Consider the following 20,540-nt stretch of genomic DNA (forward strand, 5'->3'; position numbering starts at 1 on the left):
CGTGAATGGTGAATTCTGAATGGTAATGCGGAGTATTGTTGCGACTTGTTATTGAGGTTGAGTACTCATCACTAATACTCACAATTCACCATTCACCATTCACCACTGGCACTTACTACTCATAACTAATTACTGCGGCCTGAAATCGTATGGAAGTACATCCGCCACTTTTTGCCATGTCCAGTAGCCGTTGACCACAATATCATTCTGATCAAAGAAGTAACCATTCTGTTCTATGCCCAGTGATTGGTCCGGCGCAAAGGTTACAATTGACAATTGAAATTTCCTGGGTGTATCACCGGTGGTTGAAAGATACAGCGGGTCAGGCGCCTGCTTGTTGTACAACACTGCCAGGTTGGGTTGATTGGGCAGTATTTCTACCACCTGCGTACTGTCATTTTTTGTATAGTTGAGAGCGCCATAAAAATCCTGCACAGGGATGGCGGTTTCTACCTCGTTTGCTTTTGTCACCAACTGAATTTCAAATCCTTCTTCCTTTATTTTTTTATCATGCACGCTGCGCATAAAATGCAGCATTGATCCCTGGTAAGCTTTTAACCGGTTATTGTACCAGTTAATTTTTTGCGCTTCATCTGCAGGCTGCAAATCCTTAAATAACGGATAACCGGAGTAAGTACTTAACTGTGATGCGTACTCATGCGTAAAAGAGTCCAGCGTATATTTTATGGAATACCCCAAAGCAGTATTTTCAATCTCCAAAGGTTCGGTTGCCAACACTTTTAAGCGGTTCTTCTTTTTATAAAAATAAAAATGCAGTGCGTTTTTATTTTTAATAACGCATTGGCTGCTGTTGGCGGTTTTGCCAATAAAGTTTTCTTCAAAAAAACTACCATATTTTTCTAGTCCGTCTTTTACTTCGTTGCTTGATTTTATCACTACATCTTCCAGTGCTTTTTCTTTGGGTACTATTTCAATGACGATGTTTTTATCCAATGCATCGGCGGTAGTAATACGCCGGTTGGCCGTTTGGTAACCGGTAAAAGTGATAATCAAATCGTATCCGCCATTTAACAGGTGCAAACTAAAGTTTCCTTGCTGATCCGTAGCTGTACCGATGGTTGTATTTTGTGCGAATACGCTTGCACCCTGCAACGGTAATTTGGTATTGCCATCTATCACCCGGCCGGTAATGATATACTGCTCAAACTGAGCCCGGGTTTGACTGGTAATAAAAACAACACACAATAAAAAGATGATTTTTTTCATACAAAAAGAATTAATCCAACACCATTTTATAAATAACAGAAACGGTATTTTACAAACAAAATTGCCACCGAAAATACATCAACGGTTGTTAAGCTTTTGTTGCAATGCCCTGCTGGTTTCATTGATGGTTGATTCTATGCTGCGGTAATTAAAATGAGGCAAAAAGGATTTTAACTTGCTGTTATCATACCGCTCCTGCGACAACGCGGAAGCTGCGGTTTCTTTTGTTAGTAATGGGTCTTTCCCGGTAATCAGGCTTTTAAGTGCCTCCATACGCCAAACCATTTTTGCAATGAGTGGTGTAACTTTCTTATGCGGTTGCTTCTTATGAAAAGCGGTGGCTATTAAATTAAAAATTTCCTGGTAGGTTTTGTTGGCAGCACTTACGATAAAACGCTCGGCTGTTATATTACTGTCCATTAATTGCAGCATGATGGATGCAACGTCCCTGACATCTACAAAGCCGTTGATACCATCCGTATACCAGGGAAATTCATCGTAGGCTGTTTTAAAAATCTGGGAGCTGCCAGATTCCCAGTCTCCTGCACCTAAAATAATAGTGGGGTTAACTACCACAGCATCCAGTCCCTCTGCTATACCACGCCATACTTCGAGCTCGGCCATGTACTTGCTCTGGCCATAACTGCTGGTGCTGTTTTCTTCTGTCCAGGGCATTGTTTCATTGATCATTTCCCCGGCAAATTTTCTTCCCAACGCTGCTACGGAACTTACATACACCATTTTATTTACGCCTGCATTCAATGCAGCATTTACGATATTGGCAGTGCCTTCAATATTTACGGTAAACAATTCTTTTTTACGGCGGGGATTAAACGTAACGATGGCTGCACAATGATATACCTGTGTAATATCCTGCTGCATCAGTTCTTCAAGACCAATCACATCCAAAATACTACAGGGTACCTGTGTTAATAATGTTGAATCAAAAGAAGGCAATGCGGTCTTATTGTAAATCGCTGTAACTCCTTTGCCTTGTGCAAGCAATTGCGTAATTACCTCTTTACCCAATAAACCGCTGCCGCCTGTGACAAGAATCATAATATTTGATATAAGATTGGTCACGAAGATAATCCCAATCTGTGAAAGCTGAAATACCTGTAGCTGCCGCGATTTATTATTACAGGTTAGAAATAAAAACTGCTATGCAACCATATCGATTTTTTTCAAAATCTCAGGCCACATAGCAGCAAACCAAAACCAAATACCAAGATGAAAAATTTCTTCCAGATAATTTTCTAATTTTTAAAATAGATATAGAAACAGATCATACCGCAGCCCGATCCTGAGCCTTTAATTTTTTTGAGCTGCCTGTTGTTTTGCTTCCGCTTTCATTTTATCATTGGCAGTAACTGCAAATTCAACGCGGCGATTACTTGCCCTTCCTGCTTCAGTACTATTATCAGCCTTTGGCTGTGTTTCGCCATACCATTTAATGGTTAACCTGCCTGATGAAATACCCTGCGCTTTTAAATAATCCCCTACAGCGTCAGCCCTTCTTTGTGAAAGGGATAAATTATAGGGAGCAGTACCCACATTGTCGGTATGCCCTTCAATTAGAATATTAGTTTCAGGATACTGGTTAAATATCTTTACGAGTTTACCCAATGCCAGTTTTGAATTGTCTGTAATATTATATTGATTGGTAGCAAAAAAAACACCCGCTGCCGAACCATCCGGATTTTTTTCATCGAAGGTTACATTGATACCTTCTTCTACCCTGCTTACCTGTGCACCAGGTACTTCATTCTTTATTGCATCTGCCTGCCTGTCCATTTTGTCACCAATCAAGCCACCAGCTACGCCGCCTACTACGGCTCCAATAAGTGCACCCAACACAGTATTGCTTTTCTTACCAACATTGTTTCCAATGATGCCACCAACAGCAGCCCCACTTGCAGCACCAACGGTGGCCCCCTTTTGTTTGTTGTTCATTTTCCTGGTGGTTTTGCAGGCTGGCAAAACAAAAATAGTTGCCGCCAGACACAGCAAAAAATACCCTTTTAACTTACACATAGACGTTTATTTTAAAACTTATTTTTTTACAAAATTGTATACATATACTGCAGGCTTTCCCTCAAATGTTATGTGTGATTTCAGCTGCATACTGTTATCAGTTATACCTGAAACATCCAGCCGGAAACCATCACCATTATCCATCGGATTTCGTTTATCATCAAGTCTCTTAAATTGAAATTGTTTTGCCGCGTCTTTTGGTTCGTAAATGGACCATTTTATCAAACGCTGTACAGCACTGCATTCCGAGCCGCTAGAATTAATATTGTAACTACCTGTGCCATTATTGGAAACAAAATTCCAGGAACTACCCACGAAGCAATTAAAGGATGCTTCATTAAAAATTGTGGCTTTCACTTTTCCTTCAATACCTTCTGTAGTGATGGTTTCAAGCATCCAGGTGCCATCTATCTTATGCTTCATATCTCTTGCCTCTTTTGACGCAGAGCAGGAATAAAGCAAGACAAGCACCAGGAAGGCAGTGACATATTTTTGTATATTTCTCATACAATAGTTTAATTGTTTTTTTGAGAAAGGCAATTTGGATGCCACAAAAAATACCAGTTGGCTATGGTCAGTAAAAAAGAAATAAATAAAATGTGTTTGAGGAACTTATTCTACAAATTGGAGTGCTGTGCCAGATACTGAAGGCGGTTAGAATTTAAAGCCAGGTAAGTTATCATATAGGTGATTTATTTATGACACTATTAAAAAATGCTACTGCTTTTATGCTGTAGCATTAATACTATTTTAAAAGATAATAATAATCAGATCACCTATAAACAGATGGGTTTACACAACGACTCAACAGTTCCAAAAAGGTATACCGTATAAGTGAGTGACACAACGATGCCGCCATAAAAAACTACTGCCGGCAAAAAATAATCAGGCAATTGCTATACTGCACTGGTAAACTGTTTTAAAAAACGTACATCATTTTCACTGAACAACCGCAGATCTTTTATCTGGTATTTCAGCATGGTAATTCTTTCAACCCCCATACCAAATGCAAAACCGGTGTACTTATTGGAATCGATGCCACAGTTATCCAGCAGATTTGGATGCACCATGCCACAACCCAATATTTCTACCCAACCGGTATGTTTGCAAACGCTGCAACCCGGGCCACCACAAATGAGGCAGCTGATGTCCATCTCGGCACTGGGCTCTGTAAAAGGAAAATAGCTTGGCCTGAAACGAATCTTCACTTCTTTGCCAAACATTTCCTGCACGAAAAAATACAGGGTTTGTTTAAGGTCGGCGAAAGAAACATTTTCGGCAATGTACAAACCTTCCACCTGGTGAAAAAAGCAATGCGCCCGGGCGCTGATGGTTTCGTTGCGGTACACACGTCCCGGGCAAATAATGCGGATCGGCAATTTACCTTTTTCCATCTCCCTTACCTGTACGCTGGATGTGTGTGTGCGCAGCAGCCAGTCAGGATTTTGATTGATATAAAAAGTATCCTGCATGTCACGGGCCGGATGATTTTCGGGTAAATTAAGGGCGGTAAAATTATGCCAGTCATCTTCTATTTCGGGGCCTTCTGCAACGGCGAAACCAAGGCGTTGAAAAATAGATACCATGCGGTTGCGCACCAGGCTGATGGGATGACGGCTGCCCAATGGCAAAGGATCTGCCGGCAGGGAAAGATCCAGCTCATCCGCAGCGGCTTTTCCGTTATTGCTTTCAGCATCTTTCAGTGCTTCATATTTCGCTTCTGCAAAAACTTTAAAATCATTCATTACCTGGCCGAAAGATTTTTTATTTTCCGGCGCCACATTTCTCATTTCCCCCATCAGTTCTTTCACAAGCCCTTTGGTGCCAAGGTATTTGATACGAAAAGCTTCCGCCGTTTCTCCGTCAGATGCTATAAAATTGCTGATCTCTGTTTTGTACTGATCAATCTTCAATAATAAATTATCCATACTGCAAAAATAAGGAAATAGCTGCAAGCGGATAAGTGGCAAGTACAAAGTATAAAGTATCAAGTATCAAGACAAAGGCAGGCAGCTGTATTTGCCACGCCCCAACAAACTCATTATTGCCTATTTACTATTGCCCGGTGACTGTCAACCATTGACCATCGACTATGGACTATCGACTTACAACTTATAACTCAGAACTATTTAATAAGTTTGCTGCAAATTATAAAACGGATGTACGACCTGCACGATTTTTTACAACCCATCAATATTTACAGTTTAAATGATGACAAAGGCTATAACGATGGCCAGCTGGCTAAACATATACTGATTAATGAAGGTGAAATTCCCAACCTGGAAACAGCTGATATTGTGCTGGTGGGTGTGGGAGAATCCAGGGGCAGCGGTGTTTTCGATGCATGCAACGATGCGCCGGACGCCATTCGCAAACAACTTTTTCAATTGCATTACTGGCATAAAGATGTAATAATTGCAGATGTGGGCAATATTAAAACCGGGGCCAGCCTCAGTGATAGTTACGCCGCCATCACTACTGTGCTGGCCGAATTACTGGCACTTAATAAAACCGTTGTATTACTGGGCGGATCGCATGATGTTACACTGGCACAATATTTTGCTTACCGCAAACTGCACAAAATAACAGAAGCCACCTGCATAGATGCCACCATTGACTTACGCGGCGAAAGTGCTTTAAGAAGTGAAAATTTTTTACTCGAAATGCTCACCGGCGAACCCAACCTGGTAAAACATTACAACCACATTGGTTTTCAAAGTTACCTCGTGCACCCTCACATGCTGGAAACCATGGACAAGCTGCGTTTTGATTGTTACCGCGTTGGTAAAGTAAAAGACAGCATGGAAGAAATGGAACCGGTGATCCGTAATACCAACCTGCTCAGCTTCGATATCAACGCCATTAAAAACAGCGACGCACCGGCCAACGAATGCAGTCCCAACGGCTTCAGCGGCGAAGAAGCGTGTACGCTTACCCGTTATGCCGGCATGAGTTCCGCACTCACCAGTTTTGGCATTTATGGCTACCAGCCCAGGGCAGATATACATGATTTAACAGCCAAGCAAATTGCACAAATGTTGTGGTATTTTATAGATGGAAAAAGCCGCAGCAAGCAGGAAGCGTTGCTGGAAGACAGTTCCAGTTTCAATGAGTTTCACACCGTGTTTGCAGAAGTGGATACCCGCTTTTTGCAAAGCCGTAAAACCGGCCGCTGGTGGATGCAGTTGCCTGATCAAAGCATCATCGCCTGCAGTTACAGCGATTATGTAAATGCCAGCCGAAACGAAATTCCCGAGCGCTGGTTAAGAACCCAGGAAAGAAATTAGTAAAGCCATTGACTAAATAATACATGAAGATGGATCAAAATAAAAACAATACCAGCATCAATTTTCATGGCGGCATCGTTGTGTCACAATCCTTTCATCCGCATACCTGCGTGCATCTTCAGCCCACGAATGCAAGTGTACACACTCACTGCAAACCATTTTTTAATTTAATATTTTTTGCAGGTATATCGCTTTTTTTATTCTCCTGTTCTATCAGCAAACAAATCAATAAACAGGCAACCGCAATTTTATTCAAAGACACGACGGTTAGCTCAGGTTACACCGGCATCAGCATATACGAACCTTCAACAGGAAAATATTGGTACAATCATGATGCAACAAAAAACCTTGTGCCGGCGAGCAATGTAAAATTATTCAGCCTGTACGCGGGTTTAAAATACCTCGGCGATAGTTTAACCGGGCTGCGTTACCAGCAAACGGACAGTGGGCTAATCATCTATCCAACAGGCGACCCCAGTTTTTTACATCCTGATTTTAAAACACAACCCGTAGCTGATTTTTTAAAGAGTAAAAACAATCTCATCTATTGTACACAACATTTTAAAGAAGCATTAGGCGCAGGCTGGGCATGGGATGATTATATGGATGATTATATGGTGCAGCGAAGTGAGTTTCCCATCTATGGCAACCTGGTACAAATAAGCAACAACAAGGGTTTGCTCAGCAGCACACCAAAAAATATTGCACTATACATCATAAAAGGAGCGGAAAATTATGGAGACAGCATCGCCTACAAATTCAGTAGAAAATGGGACAGCAATGATTTTACAGCTACCCCAGACCCGCTCGTTGCGCCCCAAAATTTATATACAATACCAATGGTTGCAAACGAACAGGAATCGGTTCGCTTTTTACAGGACACACTGCAACAATCCATTCGTTTAACTGCCACCAATGATTTATTTCATTTCAACAATACAAAATTTCAACGCATTCATTCGCAACCGGCAGACTCGCTCTTTGCGCCCATGATGCACAACAGTGATAATTTTTTCGCAGAGCAAACGTTGCTGATGGCAAGCAATGAACGCCTTGGTTACATGAGCGATGAAGCGATGATCGACGCATTGTTGAAAACAGATTTAAAAGACATTCCGCAGCAACCGCAGTGGGTGGATGGTAGTGGCTTAAGCCGGTATAATTTGTTTAGCCCGCAGGCGATGGTGTATATCTTGGATAAGATGCAAACGGAGTTTGGTATAAGCAGGTTAAAAACAATTCTGCCCACCGGCGGCACCGGAACTTTAAAACGGTATTACCTGAAAGACGCCGGCTACATCTTCGCAAAAACCGGCAGCTTAAGCAATGTGATTGCATTAAGCGGTTTCCTGTTTACTAAAAAAGGCAAACAAATTATCTTCTCTGTTTTGGTAAATAATTTCCAGGGAAGTGCTACCAGGGTGCGGCGTGCAGTTGAAGAATATATCGAAGGCATCCGGGAAAAATACTGAGGTAATCACACGGATTATAAAACACAAATTCCACGAAATAAATACAACGTGTTGTATCAGTTCGTGGAATTTGTGTAAAAATTTTTGTACAAGTTTCGTTATGCTCTTACATAAAACTATCCGCTTCTCGGTAAGCTTTTATCAACGCAAGTTCTCCTTCTTTTCCTTTGCCCGCGGTACCGTGTTCCATACCTAAAATACCTTTATAGCCTTTGCCATAAATGTGTTTAAAAATATTTTTATAATTCATCTCGCCGGTGCCTGGCTCATTGCGATGAGGGTTGTCGCCAATCTGGAAATAACCTATTTCATCATACACCAAATCCATCGTAGGAATAATGTGACCCTGGTTGCGTTGTACATGATACATATCGTATAATATTTTACAACTTGGGCTGCCCACCGCTTTACAAATGGCATATGCCTGGTCTGGCGTGCGCAAAAACAAATTGGGATTATCGCTCAATGGTTCCAGCACCATGATAATACCAGCCGGTTCTAAAATGGCAGTTCCTTTTTTTACCGCTTCAATTACATTACCCGTTTGTACTCCAATAGGCAGATCACGTACAAAATCACCTGGTACAACTGTTACCAGTTTACTGTTAATGCGTTTGGCAATTTCCACGGCCTTCTTACACGAAGCAACAAATTTTTCTACCTGGTCGGCCTTGCCCGATGCCAGCATATTACTATCATTACCAAGTCCCGGTTGTACAAACACACCCATACCCATACCCAGTTTCGCCAACAGATCACCGATTTTTTTCTGTTCGTCATCTGAGCGGCCGCTCATGCCATTGTCTTCTATCGATCTGAATCCTGCATCGTAAGCAAATTTTATCTGATCTAAAAAATTTCCGCCCGCATGGCTTTCAAACATACCGTCATGAATGCCATAATTCAAATTAAAAGGCTTATCGCTGTTAGCTGCGGGTACAGTATTGTTGTCGGCAAGTGCGTTAACAGATGTAGTTAGCAAGGCCCCGCCCGCCAGTAGCGATTGCTGCATAAATTTTCTTCTTTGCATGATTTTGTTTTTTGTGGCTTAAATTTACCAACATTCATTTACAAAAAATTAAATATTGTTTTTAAGGATATTTTTTGCTGCCATTGTATTGTGCAACTCGTTGCAAATTGTTGCACAACCCAAACGATTCTCTTTTACTGAATCTAAAATGGGTTCTCCGTTTTCAATTATTTTTTATTGTAACGACAGCACGGAAGCCCGCCGGATTGCAAAGCAAAGTTTTGCTCTGACAGATAGTTTTGTTGCCATTTTTAGTGACTATATAGACAGCAGTGAATTGTCTAAATTAAGCGCTTCATCCGGAACGAATGCATTGCCGGTAAAGGTTTCCCCAGCCATGTGGGATATTTTACTGCAGTCAAAAAAGGCGTATGAAAAAAGCGGTGGTGCATTTGACATTACCATCGGGCCATTATCCAAATTATGGCGCAAAGCAAGAAAAGCAAAACAATTCCCGGATAAAGATTCGGTAATAAAAACAAAACAACTGGTTGGTTTTAATAAAATCATTTTCGACACTATCCATCAACAGGTAAGTTTAGCACAAGCTGGTATGCGACTGGATTTGGGGGGTATTGCACAAGGATACATTGCACAGAAAGTAATGGATTATTTAGCTACGCAAAATATACAACAGGCCCTTGTAAATGTAAGTGGTGATATTGCTGTAAGCGGAGCACCACCAGCATCCGATGGCTGGACGGTTGGCATCAACATTCCTGAAGAAGCAGATGAATTATTGCCACGCAAATTGCAATTGCATCATAAAGCCGTTACCACTTCAGGCGATATTTACCAGTTTATTGAACATGATGGAAAAAGATATTCCCATATCATTGATCCACGGACAGGATACGGCTTAACCTCTCAGCGAAACGTCACGGTAATAGCGAGTGACTGTACCAGTGCCGACTGGCTCGCAACAGCATGCAGCATTCTTTCCATAAAAAAAGCAAAAAAATTAGTCGCACAGTTTAGTGCCGCGATGCTGATTGGGGAAAACAAAAAAGGCAAGCTGCGCTTTTATTCTACCAAAAATTTTAATACAAATTATAAATAGCTCCAATTTTAAGTTGCAAAAAAATCCCTGTACAAAAAGCTGTTGTATGAAATTTGACACGCAATCGTTTCAATTCTATTTGTTACGGTTTATTGCGTAACTTTCCGCCTAAAATTTTTTAGTACGATTGTGAAGAAATTACTTATCCTCTTATTTACATCCGTTACCTGCCAGTTGGCCGCAGCACAGGATTCAGTCAAATTATTTGTCACCTACAAATTCAGTATACCCGGATCAACCCTCCAATGCAAGATGGTGCCCATAGAAGCGGGGAATTTTTTAATGGGCAGTGCTGCAACAGAAAAAGACCATGCGGCGGATGAAGGGCCGCAACACAAGGTTAGTGTAAGTGCGTTTTGGATGGGTGCTTATGAGGTTACCAGGGATGAGTTTGATGTATTTTATAAAGACGAAACCACCAGTGAAAATTCTGCAGTAGATGCCGTTACAAGACCCAGCCCGCAATACATTGACCTTAGCTGGGGTATGGGAAAAGAAGGTGGTTATCCTGTAAATAGTATGTCGCAGTTTGCCGCCCTGATGTATTGCAAATGGCTGTACACCAAAACCGGTGTGTTTTATCGCCTGCCTACAGAAGCTGAGTGGGAGTATGCCTGCCGGGCCGGAACTACTACAAGATATTATTTTGGCAATGATGAAAAACAACTGGATAATTATGCCTGGTATGAAAAAAACAGCGATGGTAAATTTCAAAAGGTTGGGATGAAGTTACCCAACGCCTGGGGTTTGTATGATATGCTGGGCAACGTATGCGAATGGACGTTGGATCATTACGATGCCAAACGCATGGAAGCCCTGCAAGACAATACAAAAGACCCGGCAACGGAACCTAACACATCAAAATATCCAAAAGTTTTAAGGGGTGGCGGCTTTGCAGATGAGGCCGGTCAGTTAAGAAGTGCTACCCGGTATAAGTCAGATGCATCGTGGAACAGGCGTGATCCACAAATTCCAAAAAGCAAATGGTGGCTAACAGATGCCTCGGCCGTTGGGTTCCGGATTGTTTGCCCGCTGGAACAGCCCACACCTGCGCAAGCGTTGGCGTTTTATAAAACGTACATTGGGCGATAAGTATATGGCGATGGTTGATTCTTTCTGCTTGAAGAGCAGGGTGTACAGACGGACCTTTTTTGTTTTTTTGATCAACAGGTTTGTGATAATAAGATTGCAGAAGAACTATTAAAAATATGCAGATTCTATTAACGGCGTGGCTTGCCGTAGGTAATTGCCAGGATTGGGTATTTTGATCAGCAACCCTGCGATGTCATAAAACAACTGCCGGTTCAATAATTATAAAACGCACTTTACAATTTGAATTATATCTTAAAACAATAAACCAGATCAATTATGAACAACGATGCTTCTAAACTTACTAACCCCGGCCGCAGGGAATTTTTACGGCAGGGAACATTACTGGCCGGAGGTTTAATGGCCGCCCCGCTTTTATCTCATGCAAATTATTTTTCCGGTGCTGATGGCGTAATTAAAATTGCCATGGTGGGTTGCGGTGGTCGTGGTACCGGTGCCGTAACACAAGCGTTATCAAGCAAGCAAAATGTAAAGCTGGTTGCCATGGCGGATGCATTTCGCGATAATTTAGATACCTGTTATAAACAACTTACCAGTGAAGATACCGCTGAATCAACCAATGGTCGCGGCAGTTTAAAAGATAAGGTAGATGTGCCGGAGGAAAATAAATTTACAGGGTTTGATGCCTACAAACATGCCATTGCTTTGGCTGATGTGGTAATACTGGCAACGCCTCCCGGCTTTCGCCCCATCCATTTTGAAGAAGCAGTTAAACAAGGCAAACATATTTTTATGGAGAAGCCGGTAGCCACCGACCCTGCAGGTATTCAGCGGGTGTTGGCAGCAGCAGCCATCGCCAAAGAAAAGAAATTAAATGTAGTGGTGGGTTTGCAAAGACATTATCAAAACAGCTACCGGGAATTGTATAAGCGCAAAGATATGATTGGCGATATTACCTCTGCACAAGCCTGGTGGAACAATGATGGCGTGTGGGTTAGGCCTCGTAAATACAACCAGACAGAAATGGAATACCAGATGCGTAACTGGTATTATTTCAACTGGCTTTGCGGCGATCATATCAATGAACAACACATTCACAACATCGACGTGATTAATTGGTTTAAAGGAGGCTACCCGGTAAAGGCGCAAGGCATGGGTGGCCGCCAGGTGCGCAAGGGAAAAGACCATGGTGAAATATTTGACCATCACTATGTTGAATTTACTTATGCCGACGGCAGTATTTTAAACAGCCAGTGCCGTCATATACCAGGCACCATGAGCAGGGTAGATGAGCTGCTGATTGGCACTAAAGGAAGAATACAGGCTGGCGCAGCCAACATCATCGATAACAAAGGAAAGGTGTTATACCAGTTTGATAAAACAAAAGAAGAAAACGCTTACCAAACAGAACACGATGAGTTGTTTGCTGCCATTGCAAAAGGCGAATATAAATTTGCTGATGCGGAGAATGGTGCCAAGAGTACCATGACTTCTATATTGGGTCGCATGGCTACTTACAGCGGACAAATCATTGAGTGGGATAAAGCCATCAATTGCGGGCTGGACCTGCATCCTAAAGAATACGCATGGGATGCATTACCACCATTGGTACCGGATGCAGACGGCCATTACCCTGTTGCAGTACCAGGTGTGACGAAATATTTTTAGTACAAATAACTTAGGTGATAACATTGGCCGCGGTATTAAATTATCGCGGCCATTTTTTGTGCGTCTTATTTTTATTTCAAAAAAATTTTTGAGTTACTGTAACAATTATAACCTCTCTGCATCCAATACATGTAAACAACGGAAAGGCCAAGTACGTATCCTTAAAAAAGTAATTAAAAAAGATGAAAAAATTATTGGTAATAGCAATATTAAGTTTGGTTATAATTGAAAGCAATGCACAAAAACAAAAATCATTTTCCGTAACGGTTACCGGCAAGGGGCAACCGGTAATTTTAATTCCGGGGTTTAGCTGCAGCGGCGATGTTTGGAAAGAAACGGTGGATCATTTAAAGGGTAAATTTCAATGTCATATTATTACACTCGCGGGATATGCAGGTACGCCTGCTATTGATTCGCCCGGCTTAAAAATAGTGAGGGACGAGTTGATCCACTATGTACAACAACAGCACCTCAATAAGCCGATCGTGATAGGTCACAGTCTTGGTTCTTTTATGGGGTTGTGGATTAACAGCACCGCACCGGAACTTTTTGGCAAACTGGTTTGTGTTGATGGCATGCCTTTTTATTCAGCATTGAATGACCCTAACGCCAATGCAGATTCATTAAAGAATAATCCATCGTTGAATGAGGCCGCAGTCATCAAAAGCTTTGACAGGCAGGATGATCCCGGATTTGTTGATATGGCTGCAAAGGCGCTTGCATGGCAGGTGGCAGATACGATAAGGGCAAGGCAAATCGCCACCTGGCAATACCGCAGTAACAAGCGCACACTTGGCATAACTTTAATTGAACTGGCTACCACAGACCTTCGGAAAGACATTGCTCAAATTACTTCACCGGTACTGGTGTTGGGTAGTATTTACTTCACCAAAGAAAAGAGTTATGAGTTGATCGGGCAGCAGTTTAAAAATTTACCTTCGGCAACCATACACGTGGCGGATAGTAAACATTTTATTATGTACGATCAGCCACAATGGTTTTACCATGAGCTGGATGCATTTTTAAATTGATGCTGCTGAATTATTTTGCTGTCGCGATAAAGAGTAGGCACTTCCGACATTTGTTCAATAAAGATTTTTTGTACAAGTGTGCGACGCCAATGAAGCATCATAGCAGCACATATGCCCGGACAAAAAATTACAGTAATAAAAAAATATACTCAATCATTTGAATCAACAAGTATTTTTAACCGCATGAATCAGCAAGACGAATTTACAAGGCTGTACAACGAATATGGCGAAGGCATAAAAAAATTATGTCTTGGTTATACCGGTGATGCGGTGCTGGCGCAGGATCTGTTACAGGAAACTTTTATTGCTGTGTGGAATAACATGCAACAGTTCAGGGCCGATGCAAAATGGAGTACCTGGATTTACCGCATTGCCGTAAACACTTGTCTCACACACCTGCGGAAAAAGACGGCCACATTGGTGGATATTGAAGCCACTTCGCTTGCCATGCTGCCGGAGGATATTAATACCAAAGAACAGGAAGTACAATTGCTGTACAAATGTATCAGCCAGTTGCCGGAAACGGAACGTGTTATTATCACGCTGGTGCTGGAAGACAAACCTTATGAAGAGATCGCTTCCATCACCGGCATTACGGAAGCCAACCTCCGGGTAAAAATTCACCGCATTAAAAAACAACTCACTCAAATTTATAACAGCCATGCAGGACTTTGATTCATTAAAAAATATGTGGCAGCAGCCAGCTAAGGGTGGCGAAGTCAGCAGAGAAATACTGGATAGTATAACCCATACAAAAACAACAAAAATGAAATTGCAAAAACCTCAATTACATGGCGCGATAGCGCTTACCATTACAGCTATATTTATTGCATGCCTTGCCTTGTTTGGTAACCTCAATTTTAAACACTGGTACACGTATGGCGGCATGGTGCTGATATGTTTGATTTGCCTGGTGCAGGCTGGCTTTATGTATGCCACTTATAAAAAGATAAAAACCATTGATGATACCGTTGAACCGGCTGCTCACCTGCAACAATGGGAAGCCTATTACGATCTGAGAAAAAAACAAAACCGCTGGAACATGCCGGTGTATTATTTGCTGCTGAATGTTGCCATGGCAATTTATATGGTAGAAATATTTACGGGAAGGCCTGTTGTGAATGTGCTGATTTTTATCGGCGTATATGCCGCGTGGATGTTATTTGCCTACTTTTATCTTGGCAGAAAAAATTTAAAAAAAGAAGACAACCGGTTGCAGACAATCATCAATGATTTAAAGTCGATCGAAGGGCAATTGAAGAAATCCGAATAAGAAAACGGCCGCTACTTTTTAGGCGGCGGCCGTTTATAAATTACAAATCTACTCCCCTACAATTTCATCCTTTCGCTTCCTGAATTTCTTCGGATCGTTACCATCCATCTGCACAATGGCAGGATAAAATTTACCCAACACATCCACCAATGTTGTCTGGCTTTGCATTACTTCGTTGATATCCTTGTAGGCAAAAGGTGCTTCATCCAGTCCGCCACCGATCAGTTTTACTCCATGCTCTTTCAGCTCTTTTTTCAAGGCTTCATGCGTGATGTTGGCGAGCGCTTTGCTCCGGCTCATTTTTCTTCCGGCGCCATGGGACGCAGAATTTAAAGAAGCTGTTTCGCCCTTACCTTTTACAATAAATCCCGGTGCCGTCATGCTGCCCGGAATAATGCCAAGTTCATCTTTACCTGCAGGCGTGGCGCCTTTGCGATGCACAATTACTTCCTTGCCTTCCCACATTTCTTTCCATGCAAAGTTGTGGTGATTTTCTACCATAGCCAATGGTTGTTCACCAATCGCCTTAGCAATTTTTTCGTGGATGGTATGGTGACAGGCACTTGCATAATCACCTGCCAGGTTCATTGCCAGCCAGTATTCCATTCCCTCTTCCGTATCCAGGCCCAACCACGCCAAATGTTTTGCCTCTTTTGGCAACACCATTTTTTGCATGGCAATTTGTGTGTAATGATTCGCAATGGTAGCACCCATGCCGCGGCTTCCGCTATGGCTTAACAGGCCAACATAATTTCCAACTGGTAAATTCATCGGGTTGTCAGCATCACTAATTTCCACTTTACCAAATTCCACAAAATGATTACCGCTACCGCTGGAACCCAATTGCTTTAAGGCCTTGTGTTGTAAGCCGTTTAGGAAAGCGATCTCGCTAAATTCTTTACGGTCGATTACTTCGTGATCCCTGCTGTCGCTGAATTCCCGGCCTGCACCAAACAATGTATGCGCCACCAATTCTCTTTGAAAATATGCTTCCCGCTTTTTCAGTTCCTCCGGGTCAATGGCGAAAATACTCAGGCACATTCTGCATCTACGCCCACCGCGTAAGGAATAATGGCATTGTCTGTTGCCAGCACACCACCAATCGGCAGTCCGTACCCCTGGTGTGCGTCGGGCATTAAAGCACCGGCGATAGCCACCGGTAATTTAGCTGCTATTCGCATTTGCGCCAAAGCACCCTCGTCAATATGTTTTGCACCGAAGACGTTATACGCAACGCTGTTTTCATTCAAAGGAATTTCTATTGCTTCGGCTTCTTCTACTGCCATTAGTTTCTCTGCAATTTTAGATAATACTTCATCTGCCAGGTAATTTTCCGGTGCCGCTAAAATATCTTTTAATATTGTCAGTGCTTCTTCTTCGGTAGCATGTTTAAAGTGCGTGCACATGGTATGCATGGCCACACTCACCACAGGCCCTTCTTCGTAGCCAATGGCACGGATTTGTTTTCCGGTTAATTTTGATTTGCTCATTTTTTATTTTGCCCGCAGAATTCGCTGAGGGCGCTGATTTTTTTTGTTTTAATTATATTTGGATTCCAGCGGATAGCCCTGATTAGACTTCAGTGGCGACGCTCCATTCAATGGTAGAATTAATATACGGCTTTTATTAAGCGCAGATTAATTCATAGTCATTTAATCAATTGTCTCCATCTCCGGCATTGTATGAAGCGGGCCAGGAGTAGGCTATACTCCCGGCATAGCTTCTATTAATTCATCAGTGCCTCTCTTCTAAAACCCATAACCTGTATGGCAGGTTGTGCAAAATCCATCTCATCTGGGTTCGCTATTTCTGCAAGTGTCATTGGCTTTTCAATTGTTATATTGAACCCCAATTCATCACTCAGCCGCTGAGACTTACTCACACTCAATTTGTCAAACTCATACTTAGCTATCAATCTTCCCTTTCGCAGCAAAGCGCTGTCTACGGTGTTCAACGCACTGTTGAAAGTGCAGATGATCTGTACATTCAGGCAGTCGCTCAGCAAACCATCGCTGATGTTGAGCAAATTACTCACACTGCTGTTGCCGCTAAACCTTCTGTCCATAATGATGTTCTCCGCATCTTCAATCACCAGTACTGCATTTGGATTGTCAATCAACAAATCCATAAATTCAGGGTTCATCAGATTACCAGCCACTGCAGGTGATAAAAACAATACCCGTTTATTGATACTTCCAATCAGGTGACGCAAATAAGTTGTTTTACCAGTGCCTGGCAAGCCATGCAACAGTATAATACCCTTGTCACTTTTTTGTTCCAGCCTTTTGCGGATGATGCCATCAATTTCTTTAAAGTCATCATTGTAATACAGGTCAATGTCCAGGTGTGTTGGTTCAATATCCAACTGCTTCAAATCAAGTCCCGCTGCAGTATGCGTTATGATATTAATTTCAAAAGCCTTTTTCTTTTCCGGCATTTTAAATGCCGCCAGTTTATTCACCAACGCTGCTGAAAAAACAAGATCATTCGGCAGATGCAATACTTCAGCATAGTCAGTCCCCAACTCAATAATAACATTGTTGTTCAGCACGAAAATTGTCCTGGTGAATTCCTGCCTGTTTCTCTCATGGCTATAGTCGCAGGATTGATAAATATTCACCTGCAAACTTTTTAATTCGCTGTTTATGTATTCAAAAGCTTTTGCTACATCCACTTCATCTATATAGACCACTGTAGGTACTTTTCTAAACTGGTAAGTAAAAAATGCTTTGCTTTCTATGTACTGATGATCAAAAAATCCCAGCGACCTGTATGCGTTCACCCAAAGCCGCAGCTTTCGAAAGCGGCCGGCAAAACTTGCTACAGCAAAGCATATCAGCCATATCAGTATGATGATTATTATAAATTGCATGATTGTAAATTTTAATTATTTCTTTTTTATAAAATATTATTGCACCACTTTATTAGCGCAACTGCTGCTTGCAAAAGCATCCGGTTTGGCCTTAAATACAAAGCCCATTCCCAGTATATAACCCATCGCTTCTCTCAGCGCATCATTGCTTTTAAAATTCGGATTGGTATTGATGTCCACATGCACTTCCATATCTACACTGTACCGGCTGAAAATATTGCACAACGGGTACGCCACTTCAATACTCTTCGCCACTTCAACCAGCATCCTTTCTTTAATGCTCATTTTTTGTTGGGTCACTTCGTTGCGGATGTACATAAAACCTCCTTTACCTTTCCGGATAAAAACGATTACGGTAGCGAACTCAGTTTCTTTTCCTTTCACCTGGCTGTCGGTACCGATGCATACTTTCAGCTCATGCCCGCCCGCTCTTTCCCTGGCAATAGCAGCCCTTACTTCCTCTTCAATCGGGATGCGTATTTTTTGTCCATTCAATTTTCTCCATTGCTGTTGATCAGTTTCCATCGTTGCATGTTTTATTGTTTTGCTTACCAGCAGTTGTTTTTCATGGCGTCATCGTTGTGTCACTCACTTGTACGACAAACCATCATCCATCTTTGTCCACATTTTATTGTTGCATCAATACAAGGATTCGAGCCCTGACAGATAGTGCTGGAAGCTATCGTGCTACCGTTACATCATACTGATATTTTACTGTGGACAAAACAGGATTCGAACCTGTACCCCTGCGGCTTCAACGCAGTGCTCTACCGTTAGAGCTATTCGTCCGTTTGTCTGTGACAGATTTTTTGATTGATCCCTCTTTCCTCATTATCGAATTCATCTATCAACAAACAATTATTTTAGACTCTTTAAAATTTCTTTTTTTCAACAACCGCTGCCGGGGTTTATAACCGCCGACAGGGTTTTGCGGAGAGAAAGAGATTCGAACTCTTGAGGCTTTTTACACCCAGTCTGTTTTCAAGACAGCTTCCATGACCATTCGGACTCTCTCCTTTGTGTGAGTAGTAATTCCCGATAGCTATCGGTAGAACTTACTCAGCTAAAAAAGCAACGGTTTTACAGACCGCTACGACTCTCCAACTTCGTCGCACGCACATGATAAAACCGCCCACCCGGTTTTGCGGAGAGTAAAGGATTCGAACCTTTGCACCGAATCAACGATGACGGCTTAGCGGGCCGTTACATACCACTCTGTCAACTCTCCAACATATTTTGAGGACGAAGAAAGATTCGAACTTTCAACCCTTCCGTTAACATCCGCCGGCCAGCGGACTGCCATTGAGCTATTCATCCAATTGGTAGTTCCGGAAGGATTCGAACCTTCAACCCCCGGATTAAAAGTCCGGTGCATCTGACCATTGAGCTACGAAACTGTTTTTTTGCGGCCACAATCCCGATAGCCATCGGGAGAACTTGCAGGTAAGGCTTATGAGACCTTTGAGTTACTATTACTCTAAACCACAATTTGTTGTTGGCTCAAAAAGAATCGAACTTTTATCTCTGCGTTCGTAGCGCAGTATTCTTATCCGTTGAACTATGAGCCAGTTTGTGCGGCTTCCGGACTTGAACCGGATAAAACCTTCTTATGTTTACCTCTTAGAAAAAGAGTAAGAAGATGATGTTACCATTACACTCAACCGCATTATTTTTTAACGTTGGCTAAAACAGGCTCGAACTGTTAACCTGGAACGTATAGGTTCCTGCTCTAACCATTGAGCTATGAGCCAATTTTAACCTGGTTGTCTCCGGGACTCGAACCCTGTTCTTCACATTCACAGTGTGCTACTTTGCCTGTTAAGCCAGAGACAACTTCTTGTTTCAATCCAGGTTTGCGGTTCGTACGGGAATCGAACCCGTTTCAACAGATCGACAATCTGTGATGTTAGCCGTTACACCAACGAACCTTTATGGCGGAGTACCGGCTGAAACAATATTGCACGCCACGCTTCAAAGAGTTTGTAGTCTGTACCGGATTCGAACCGGCATACTCAGGTAGAAAGCCCGATATCCTGAACCCTTAGATGAACAGACCAACTCGTATAACAGACAGGATTCGGACCTGTATCCTCTCCGTTCCAGGCGGAGTATCCAACCAATTGGAATGCTGCTATATTTTTCCTACTGCGTTTAAAATAGCGCCCCTGTTGCATCTCACAGGGAACGCTACTCCTCCTTTGACATCTCTTTATTTATTTTTTTCTTGCCGTTAATTTTTCCAGTTGTATTACGATCATCCTGAAAAGAAAAATGGCCGCGATCATTTTCATTTGTTCCTTTTTATAAACCAGCGCCCAACAAAAAGCCCGGTTAGATTTTTCAATCTGACCGGGCTCGCACGCTAACAGGTTTTGCCTGTCAGGTTGGTAAATTACACGGTCGTCTATATGGTTCATCATTGCACACACTTGTATCAAAATACAGATGGGTACTATCCATATTCCACGCTAAGCGATTCGGCGATTGATGTAATTTGTTTTTTATCATTCCAATTATTTTATTACTGTGATGCGAT

19 protein-coding genes and 8 tRNA genes are annotated in these 20,540 nt (G+C 42.2%); 8 read left to right on the forward strand and 19 right to left on the reverse strand.

Annotated features, from left to right (window positions below):
• Positions 1–129: 129 nt before the first annotated feature.
• The 5 genes from JWR61_RS26010 to pheS form a co-directional block, all read right to left on the reverse strand.
• Positions 130–1,227, reverse strand: coding sequence for a carboxypeptidase-like regulatory domain-containing protein (locus JWR61_RS26010; protein ID WP_301930576.1), 1,098 nt, complete (start codon positions 1,225–1,227; stop codon positions 130–132).
• Between the two features lie 78 nt (positions 1,228–1,305).
• Entirely contained in the window at positions 1,306–2,286 is a 981-nt protein-coding gene (locus JWR61_RS26015; protein ID WP_301930577.1) for an NAD-dependent epimerase/dehydratase family protein, read from the reverse strand.
• Positions 2,287–2,538: 252 nt separating this feature from the next.
• Complete coding sequence (locus JWR61_RS26020; protein ID WP_290339789.1) at positions 2,539–3,180, reverse strand: OmpA family protein; 642 nt, start codon at positions 3,178–3,180, stop codon at positions 2,539–2,541.
• Positions 3,181–3,279: 99 nt separating this feature from the next.
• Positions 3,280–3,768, reverse strand: coding sequence for a lipocalin family protein (locus tag JWR61_RS26025; protein ID WP_301930578.1), 489 nt, complete (start codon positions 3,766–3,768; stop codon positions 3,280–3,282).
• Between the two features lie 389 nt (positions 3,769–4,157).
• A complete protein-coding gene (pheS, locus tag JWR61_RS26030; RefSeq protein ID WP_301930579.1) occupies positions 4,158–5,189 on the reverse strand; it encodes a phenylalanine--tRNA ligase subunit alpha in 1,032 nt (343 codons plus the stop codon).
• A gap of 231 nt (positions 5,190–5,420) precedes the next feature.
• On the opposite strand from pheS, the gene JWR61_RS26035 reads away from it, so the two are divergent.
• Complete coding sequence (locus JWR61_RS26035) at positions 5,421–6,548, forward strand: formimidoylglutamase (protein WP_301930580.1); 1,128 nt, start codon at positions 5,421–5,423, stop codon at positions 6,546–6,548.
• Positions 6,549–6,577: 29 nt separating this feature from the next.
• Positions 6,578–8,020: a D-alanyl-D-alanine carboxypeptidase gene (locus JWR61_RS26040; protein ID WP_301930581.1), complete on the forward strand. Its 1,443-nt coding sequence runs from the start codon at positions 6,578–6,580 to the stop codon at positions 8,018–8,020.
• A gap of 106 nt (positions 8,021–8,126) precedes the next feature.
• Here the strand turns inward: JWR61_RS26040 and JWR61_RS26045 are convergent, their stop codons facing one another.
• Positions 8,127–9,050 (reverse strand): hydroxypyruvate isomerase family protein, encoded by a 924-nt coding sequence (locus tag JWR61_RS26045; RefSeq protein ID WP_301930582.1) that lies wholly within the window; start codon positions 9,048–9,050, stop codon positions 8,127–8,129.
• Between the two features lie 55 nt (positions 9,051–9,105).
• Here JWR61_RS26045 and JWR61_RS26050 point away from each other — a divergent pair, with 55 nt between their 5' ends.
• The 6 genes from JWR61_RS26050 (at position 9,106) to JWR61_RS26075 (ending at position 15,132) form a co-directional block, all read left to right on the forward strand.
• The gene (locus JWR61_RS26050) at positions 9,106–10,110 is read left to right on the forward strand and encodes an FAD:protein FMN transferase (RefSeq protein WP_301930583.1); all 1,005 of its coding nucleotides are present in this window, start codon (positions 9,106–9,108) and stop codon (positions 10,108–10,110) included.
• Positions 10,111–10,239: 129 nt separating this feature from the next.
• Positions 10,240–11,202, forward strand: a complete 963-nt coding sequence (locus tag JWR61_RS26055) for a formylglycine-generating enzyme family protein (protein WP_301930584.1) — start codon at positions 10,240–10,242, stop codon at positions 11,200–11,202.
• Positions 11,203–11,478: 276 nt separating this feature from the next.
• The gene (locus JWR61_RS26060) at positions 11,479–12,828 is read left to right on the forward strand and encodes a Gfo/Idh/MocA family protein (protein ID WP_301930585.1); all 1,350 of its coding nucleotides are present in this window, start codon (positions 11,479–11,481) and stop codon (positions 12,826–12,828) included.
• Between the two features lie 182 nt (positions 12,829–13,010).
• The gene (locus JWR61_RS26065; protein ID WP_301930586.1) at positions 13,011–13,859 is read left to right on the forward strand and encodes an alpha/beta fold hydrolase; all 849 of its coding nucleotides are present in this window, start codon (positions 13,011–13,013) and stop codon (positions 13,857–13,859) included.
• A gap of 183 nt (positions 13,860–14,042) precedes the next feature.
• Entirely contained in the window at positions 14,043–14,534 is a 492-nt protein-coding gene (locus JWR61_RS26070; RefSeq protein ID WP_301930587.1) for an RNA polymerase sigma factor, read from the forward strand.
• Positions 14,521–15,132 (forward strand): hypothetical protein, encoded by a 612-nt coding sequence (locus JWR61_RS26075; RefSeq protein ID WP_301930588.1) that lies wholly within the window; start codon positions 14,521–14,523, stop codon positions 15,130–15,132. The genes JWR61_RS26070 and JWR61_RS26075 overlap by 14 nt, the downstream gene beginning before the upstream one ends.
• A 48-nt stretch (positions 15,133–15,180) precedes the next feature.
• Here the strand turns inward: JWR61_RS26075 and JWR61_RS26080 are convergent, their stop codons facing one another.
• The 13 genes from JWR61_RS26080 to JWR61_RS26140 form a co-directional block, all read right to left on the reverse strand.
• Positions 15,181–16,173 (reverse strand): RtcB family protein, encoded by a 993-nt coding sequence (locus tag JWR61_RS26080; RefSeq protein WP_301930589.1) that lies wholly within the window; start codon positions 16,171–16,173, stop codon positions 15,181–15,183.
• Positions 16,164–16,622 carry an RtcB family protein gene (locus JWR61_RS26085; RefSeq protein WP_301930590.1) on the reverse strand — a complete coding sequence of 153 codons (459 nt, stop codon included), beginning with the start codon at positions 16,620–16,622 and terminating at the stop codon, positions 16,164–16,166. Before JWR61_RS26085 ends, JWR61_RS26080 begins: the two co-directional genes overlap by 10 nt.
• 236 nt (positions 16,623–16,858) lie before the next feature.
• Entirely contained in the window at positions 16,859–18,004 is a 1,146-nt protein-coding gene (locus JWR61_RS26090; RefSeq protein WP_301930591.1) for an AAA family ATPase, read from the reverse strand.
• A gap of 36 nt (positions 18,005–18,040) precedes the next feature.
• Positions 18,041–18,529 carry a ribonuclease H-like YkuK family protein gene (locus JWR61_RS26095; protein ID WP_301930592.1) on the reverse strand — a complete coding sequence of 163 codons (489 nt, stop codon included), beginning with the start codon at positions 18,527–18,529 and terminating at the stop codon, positions 18,041–18,043.
• Positions 18,530–18,721: 192 nt separating this feature from the next.
• Positions 18,722–18,793, reverse strand: a tRNA-Phe gene (locus JWR61_RS26100).
• 142 nt (positions 18,794–18,935) lie between these two features.
• Positions 18,936–19,020 (reverse strand) — tRNA-Ser (locus tag JWR61_RS26105).
• Between the two features lie 129 nt (positions 19,021–19,149).
• Positions 19,150–19,232: transfer RNA gene (locus tag JWR61_RS26110), tRNA-Ser, on the reverse strand.
• Positions 19,233–19,324: 92 nt separating this feature from the next.
• Positions 19,325–19,401: transfer RNA gene (locus tag JWR61_RS26115), tRNA-Lys, on the reverse strand.
• Positions 19,402–19,499: 98 nt separating this feature from the next.
• Positions 19,500–19,572, reverse strand: a tRNA-Arg gene (locus JWR61_RS26120).
• 288 nt (positions 19,573–19,860) lie between these two features.
• Positions 19,861–19,932: transfer RNA gene (locus JWR61_RS26125), tRNA-Asp, on the reverse strand.
• Positions 19,933–19,987: 55 nt separating this feature from the next.
• Positions 19,988–20,060 (reverse strand) — tRNA-Glu (locus JWR61_RS26130).
• A gap of 6 nt (positions 20,061–20,066) precedes the next feature.
• Positions 20,067–20,139, reverse strand: a tRNA-Pro gene (locus tag JWR61_RS26135).
• Positions 20,140–20,217: 78 nt separating this feature from the next.
• On the reverse strand, positions 20,218–20,424 hold the full coding sequence (locus tag JWR61_RS26140) for a hypothetical protein (RefSeq protein WP_301930593.1): 207 nt from the start codon (positions 20,422–20,424) through the stop codon (positions 20,218–20,220).
• Positions 20,425–20,540 lie beyond the last annotated feature (116 nt).

The organism is Ferruginibacter sp. (assembly GCF_028288465.1).
GTDB lineage: Bacteria > Bacteroidota > Bacteroidia > Chitinophagales > Chitinophagaceae > Ferruginibacter.

Excerpts from the sequence above, each read along its gene's own strand:
- JWR61_RS26080 (WP_301930589.1), bottom strand. The coding sequence starts at position 16,173 with ATGTGCCTGAGTATTTTCGCCATTGACCCGGAGGAACTGAAAAAGCGG.
- JWR61_RS26040 (WP_301930581.1), top strand. The coding sequence starts at position 6,578 with ATGGATCAAAATAAAAACAATACCAGCATCAATTTTCATGGCGGCATC.
- JWR61_RS26070 (WP_301930587.1), top strand. The coding sequence starts at position 14,043 with ATGAATCAGCAAGACGAATTTACAAGGCTGTACAACGAATATGGCGAA.
- JWR61_RS26015 (WP_301930577.1), bottom strand. The coding sequence starts at position 2,286 with ATGATTCTTGTCACAGGCGGCAGCGGTTTATTGGGTAAAGAGGTAATT.
- JWR61_RS26020 (WP_290339789.1), bottom strand. The coding sequence starts at position 3,180 with ATGAACAACAAACAAAAGGGGGCCACCGTTGGTGCTGCAAGTGGGGCT.
- JWR61_RS26095 (WP_301930592.1), bottom strand. The coding sequence starts at position 18,529 with ATGGAAACTGATCAACAGCAATGGAGAAAATTGAATGGACAAAAAATA.
- JWR61_RS26065 (WP_301930586.1), top strand. The coding sequence starts at position 13,011 with ATGAAAAAATTATTGGTAATAGCAATATTAAGTTTGGTTATAATTGAA.
- JWR61_RS26075 (WP_301930588.1), top strand. The coding sequence starts at position 14,521 with ATGCAGGACTTTGATTCATTAAAAAATATGTGGCAGCAGCCAGCTAAG.
- JWR61_RS26090 (WP_301930591.1), bottom strand. The coding sequence starts at position 18,004 with ATGCAATTTATAATAATCATCATACTGATATGGCTGATATGCTTTGCT.
- JWR61_RS26035 (WP_301930580.1), top strand. The coding sequence starts at position 5,421 with ATGTACGACCTGCACGATTTTTTACAACCCATCAATATTTACAGTTTA.
- JWR61_RS26085 (WP_301930590.1), bottom strand. The coding sequence starts at position 16,622 with ATGAGCAAATCAAAATTAACCGGAAAACAAATCCGTGCCATTGGCTAC.
- JWR61_RS26045 (WP_301930582.1), bottom strand. The coding sequence starts at position 9,050 with ATGCAAAGAAGAAAATTTATGCAGCAATCGCTACTGGCGGGCGGGGCC.
- JWR61_RS26140 (WP_301930593.1), bottom strand. The coding sequence starts at position 20,424 with ATGATGAACCATATAGACGACCGTGTAATTTACCAACCTGACAGGCAA.
- JWR61_RS26025 (WP_301930578.1), bottom strand. The coding sequence starts at position 3,768 with ATGAGAAATATACAAAAATATGTCACTGCCTTCCTGGTGCTTGTCTTG.
- JWR61_RS26060 (WP_301930585.1), top strand. The coding sequence starts at position 11,479 with ATGAACAACGATGCTTCTAAACTTACTAACCCCGGCCGCAGGGAATTT.
- pheS (WP_301930579.1), bottom strand. The coding sequence starts at position 5,189 with ATGGATAATTTATTATTGAAGATTGATCAGTACAAAACAGAGATCAGC.
- JWR61_RS26010 (WP_301930576.1), bottom strand. The coding sequence starts at position 1,227 with ATGAAAAAAATCATCTTTTTATTGTGTGTTGTTTTTATTACCAGTCAA.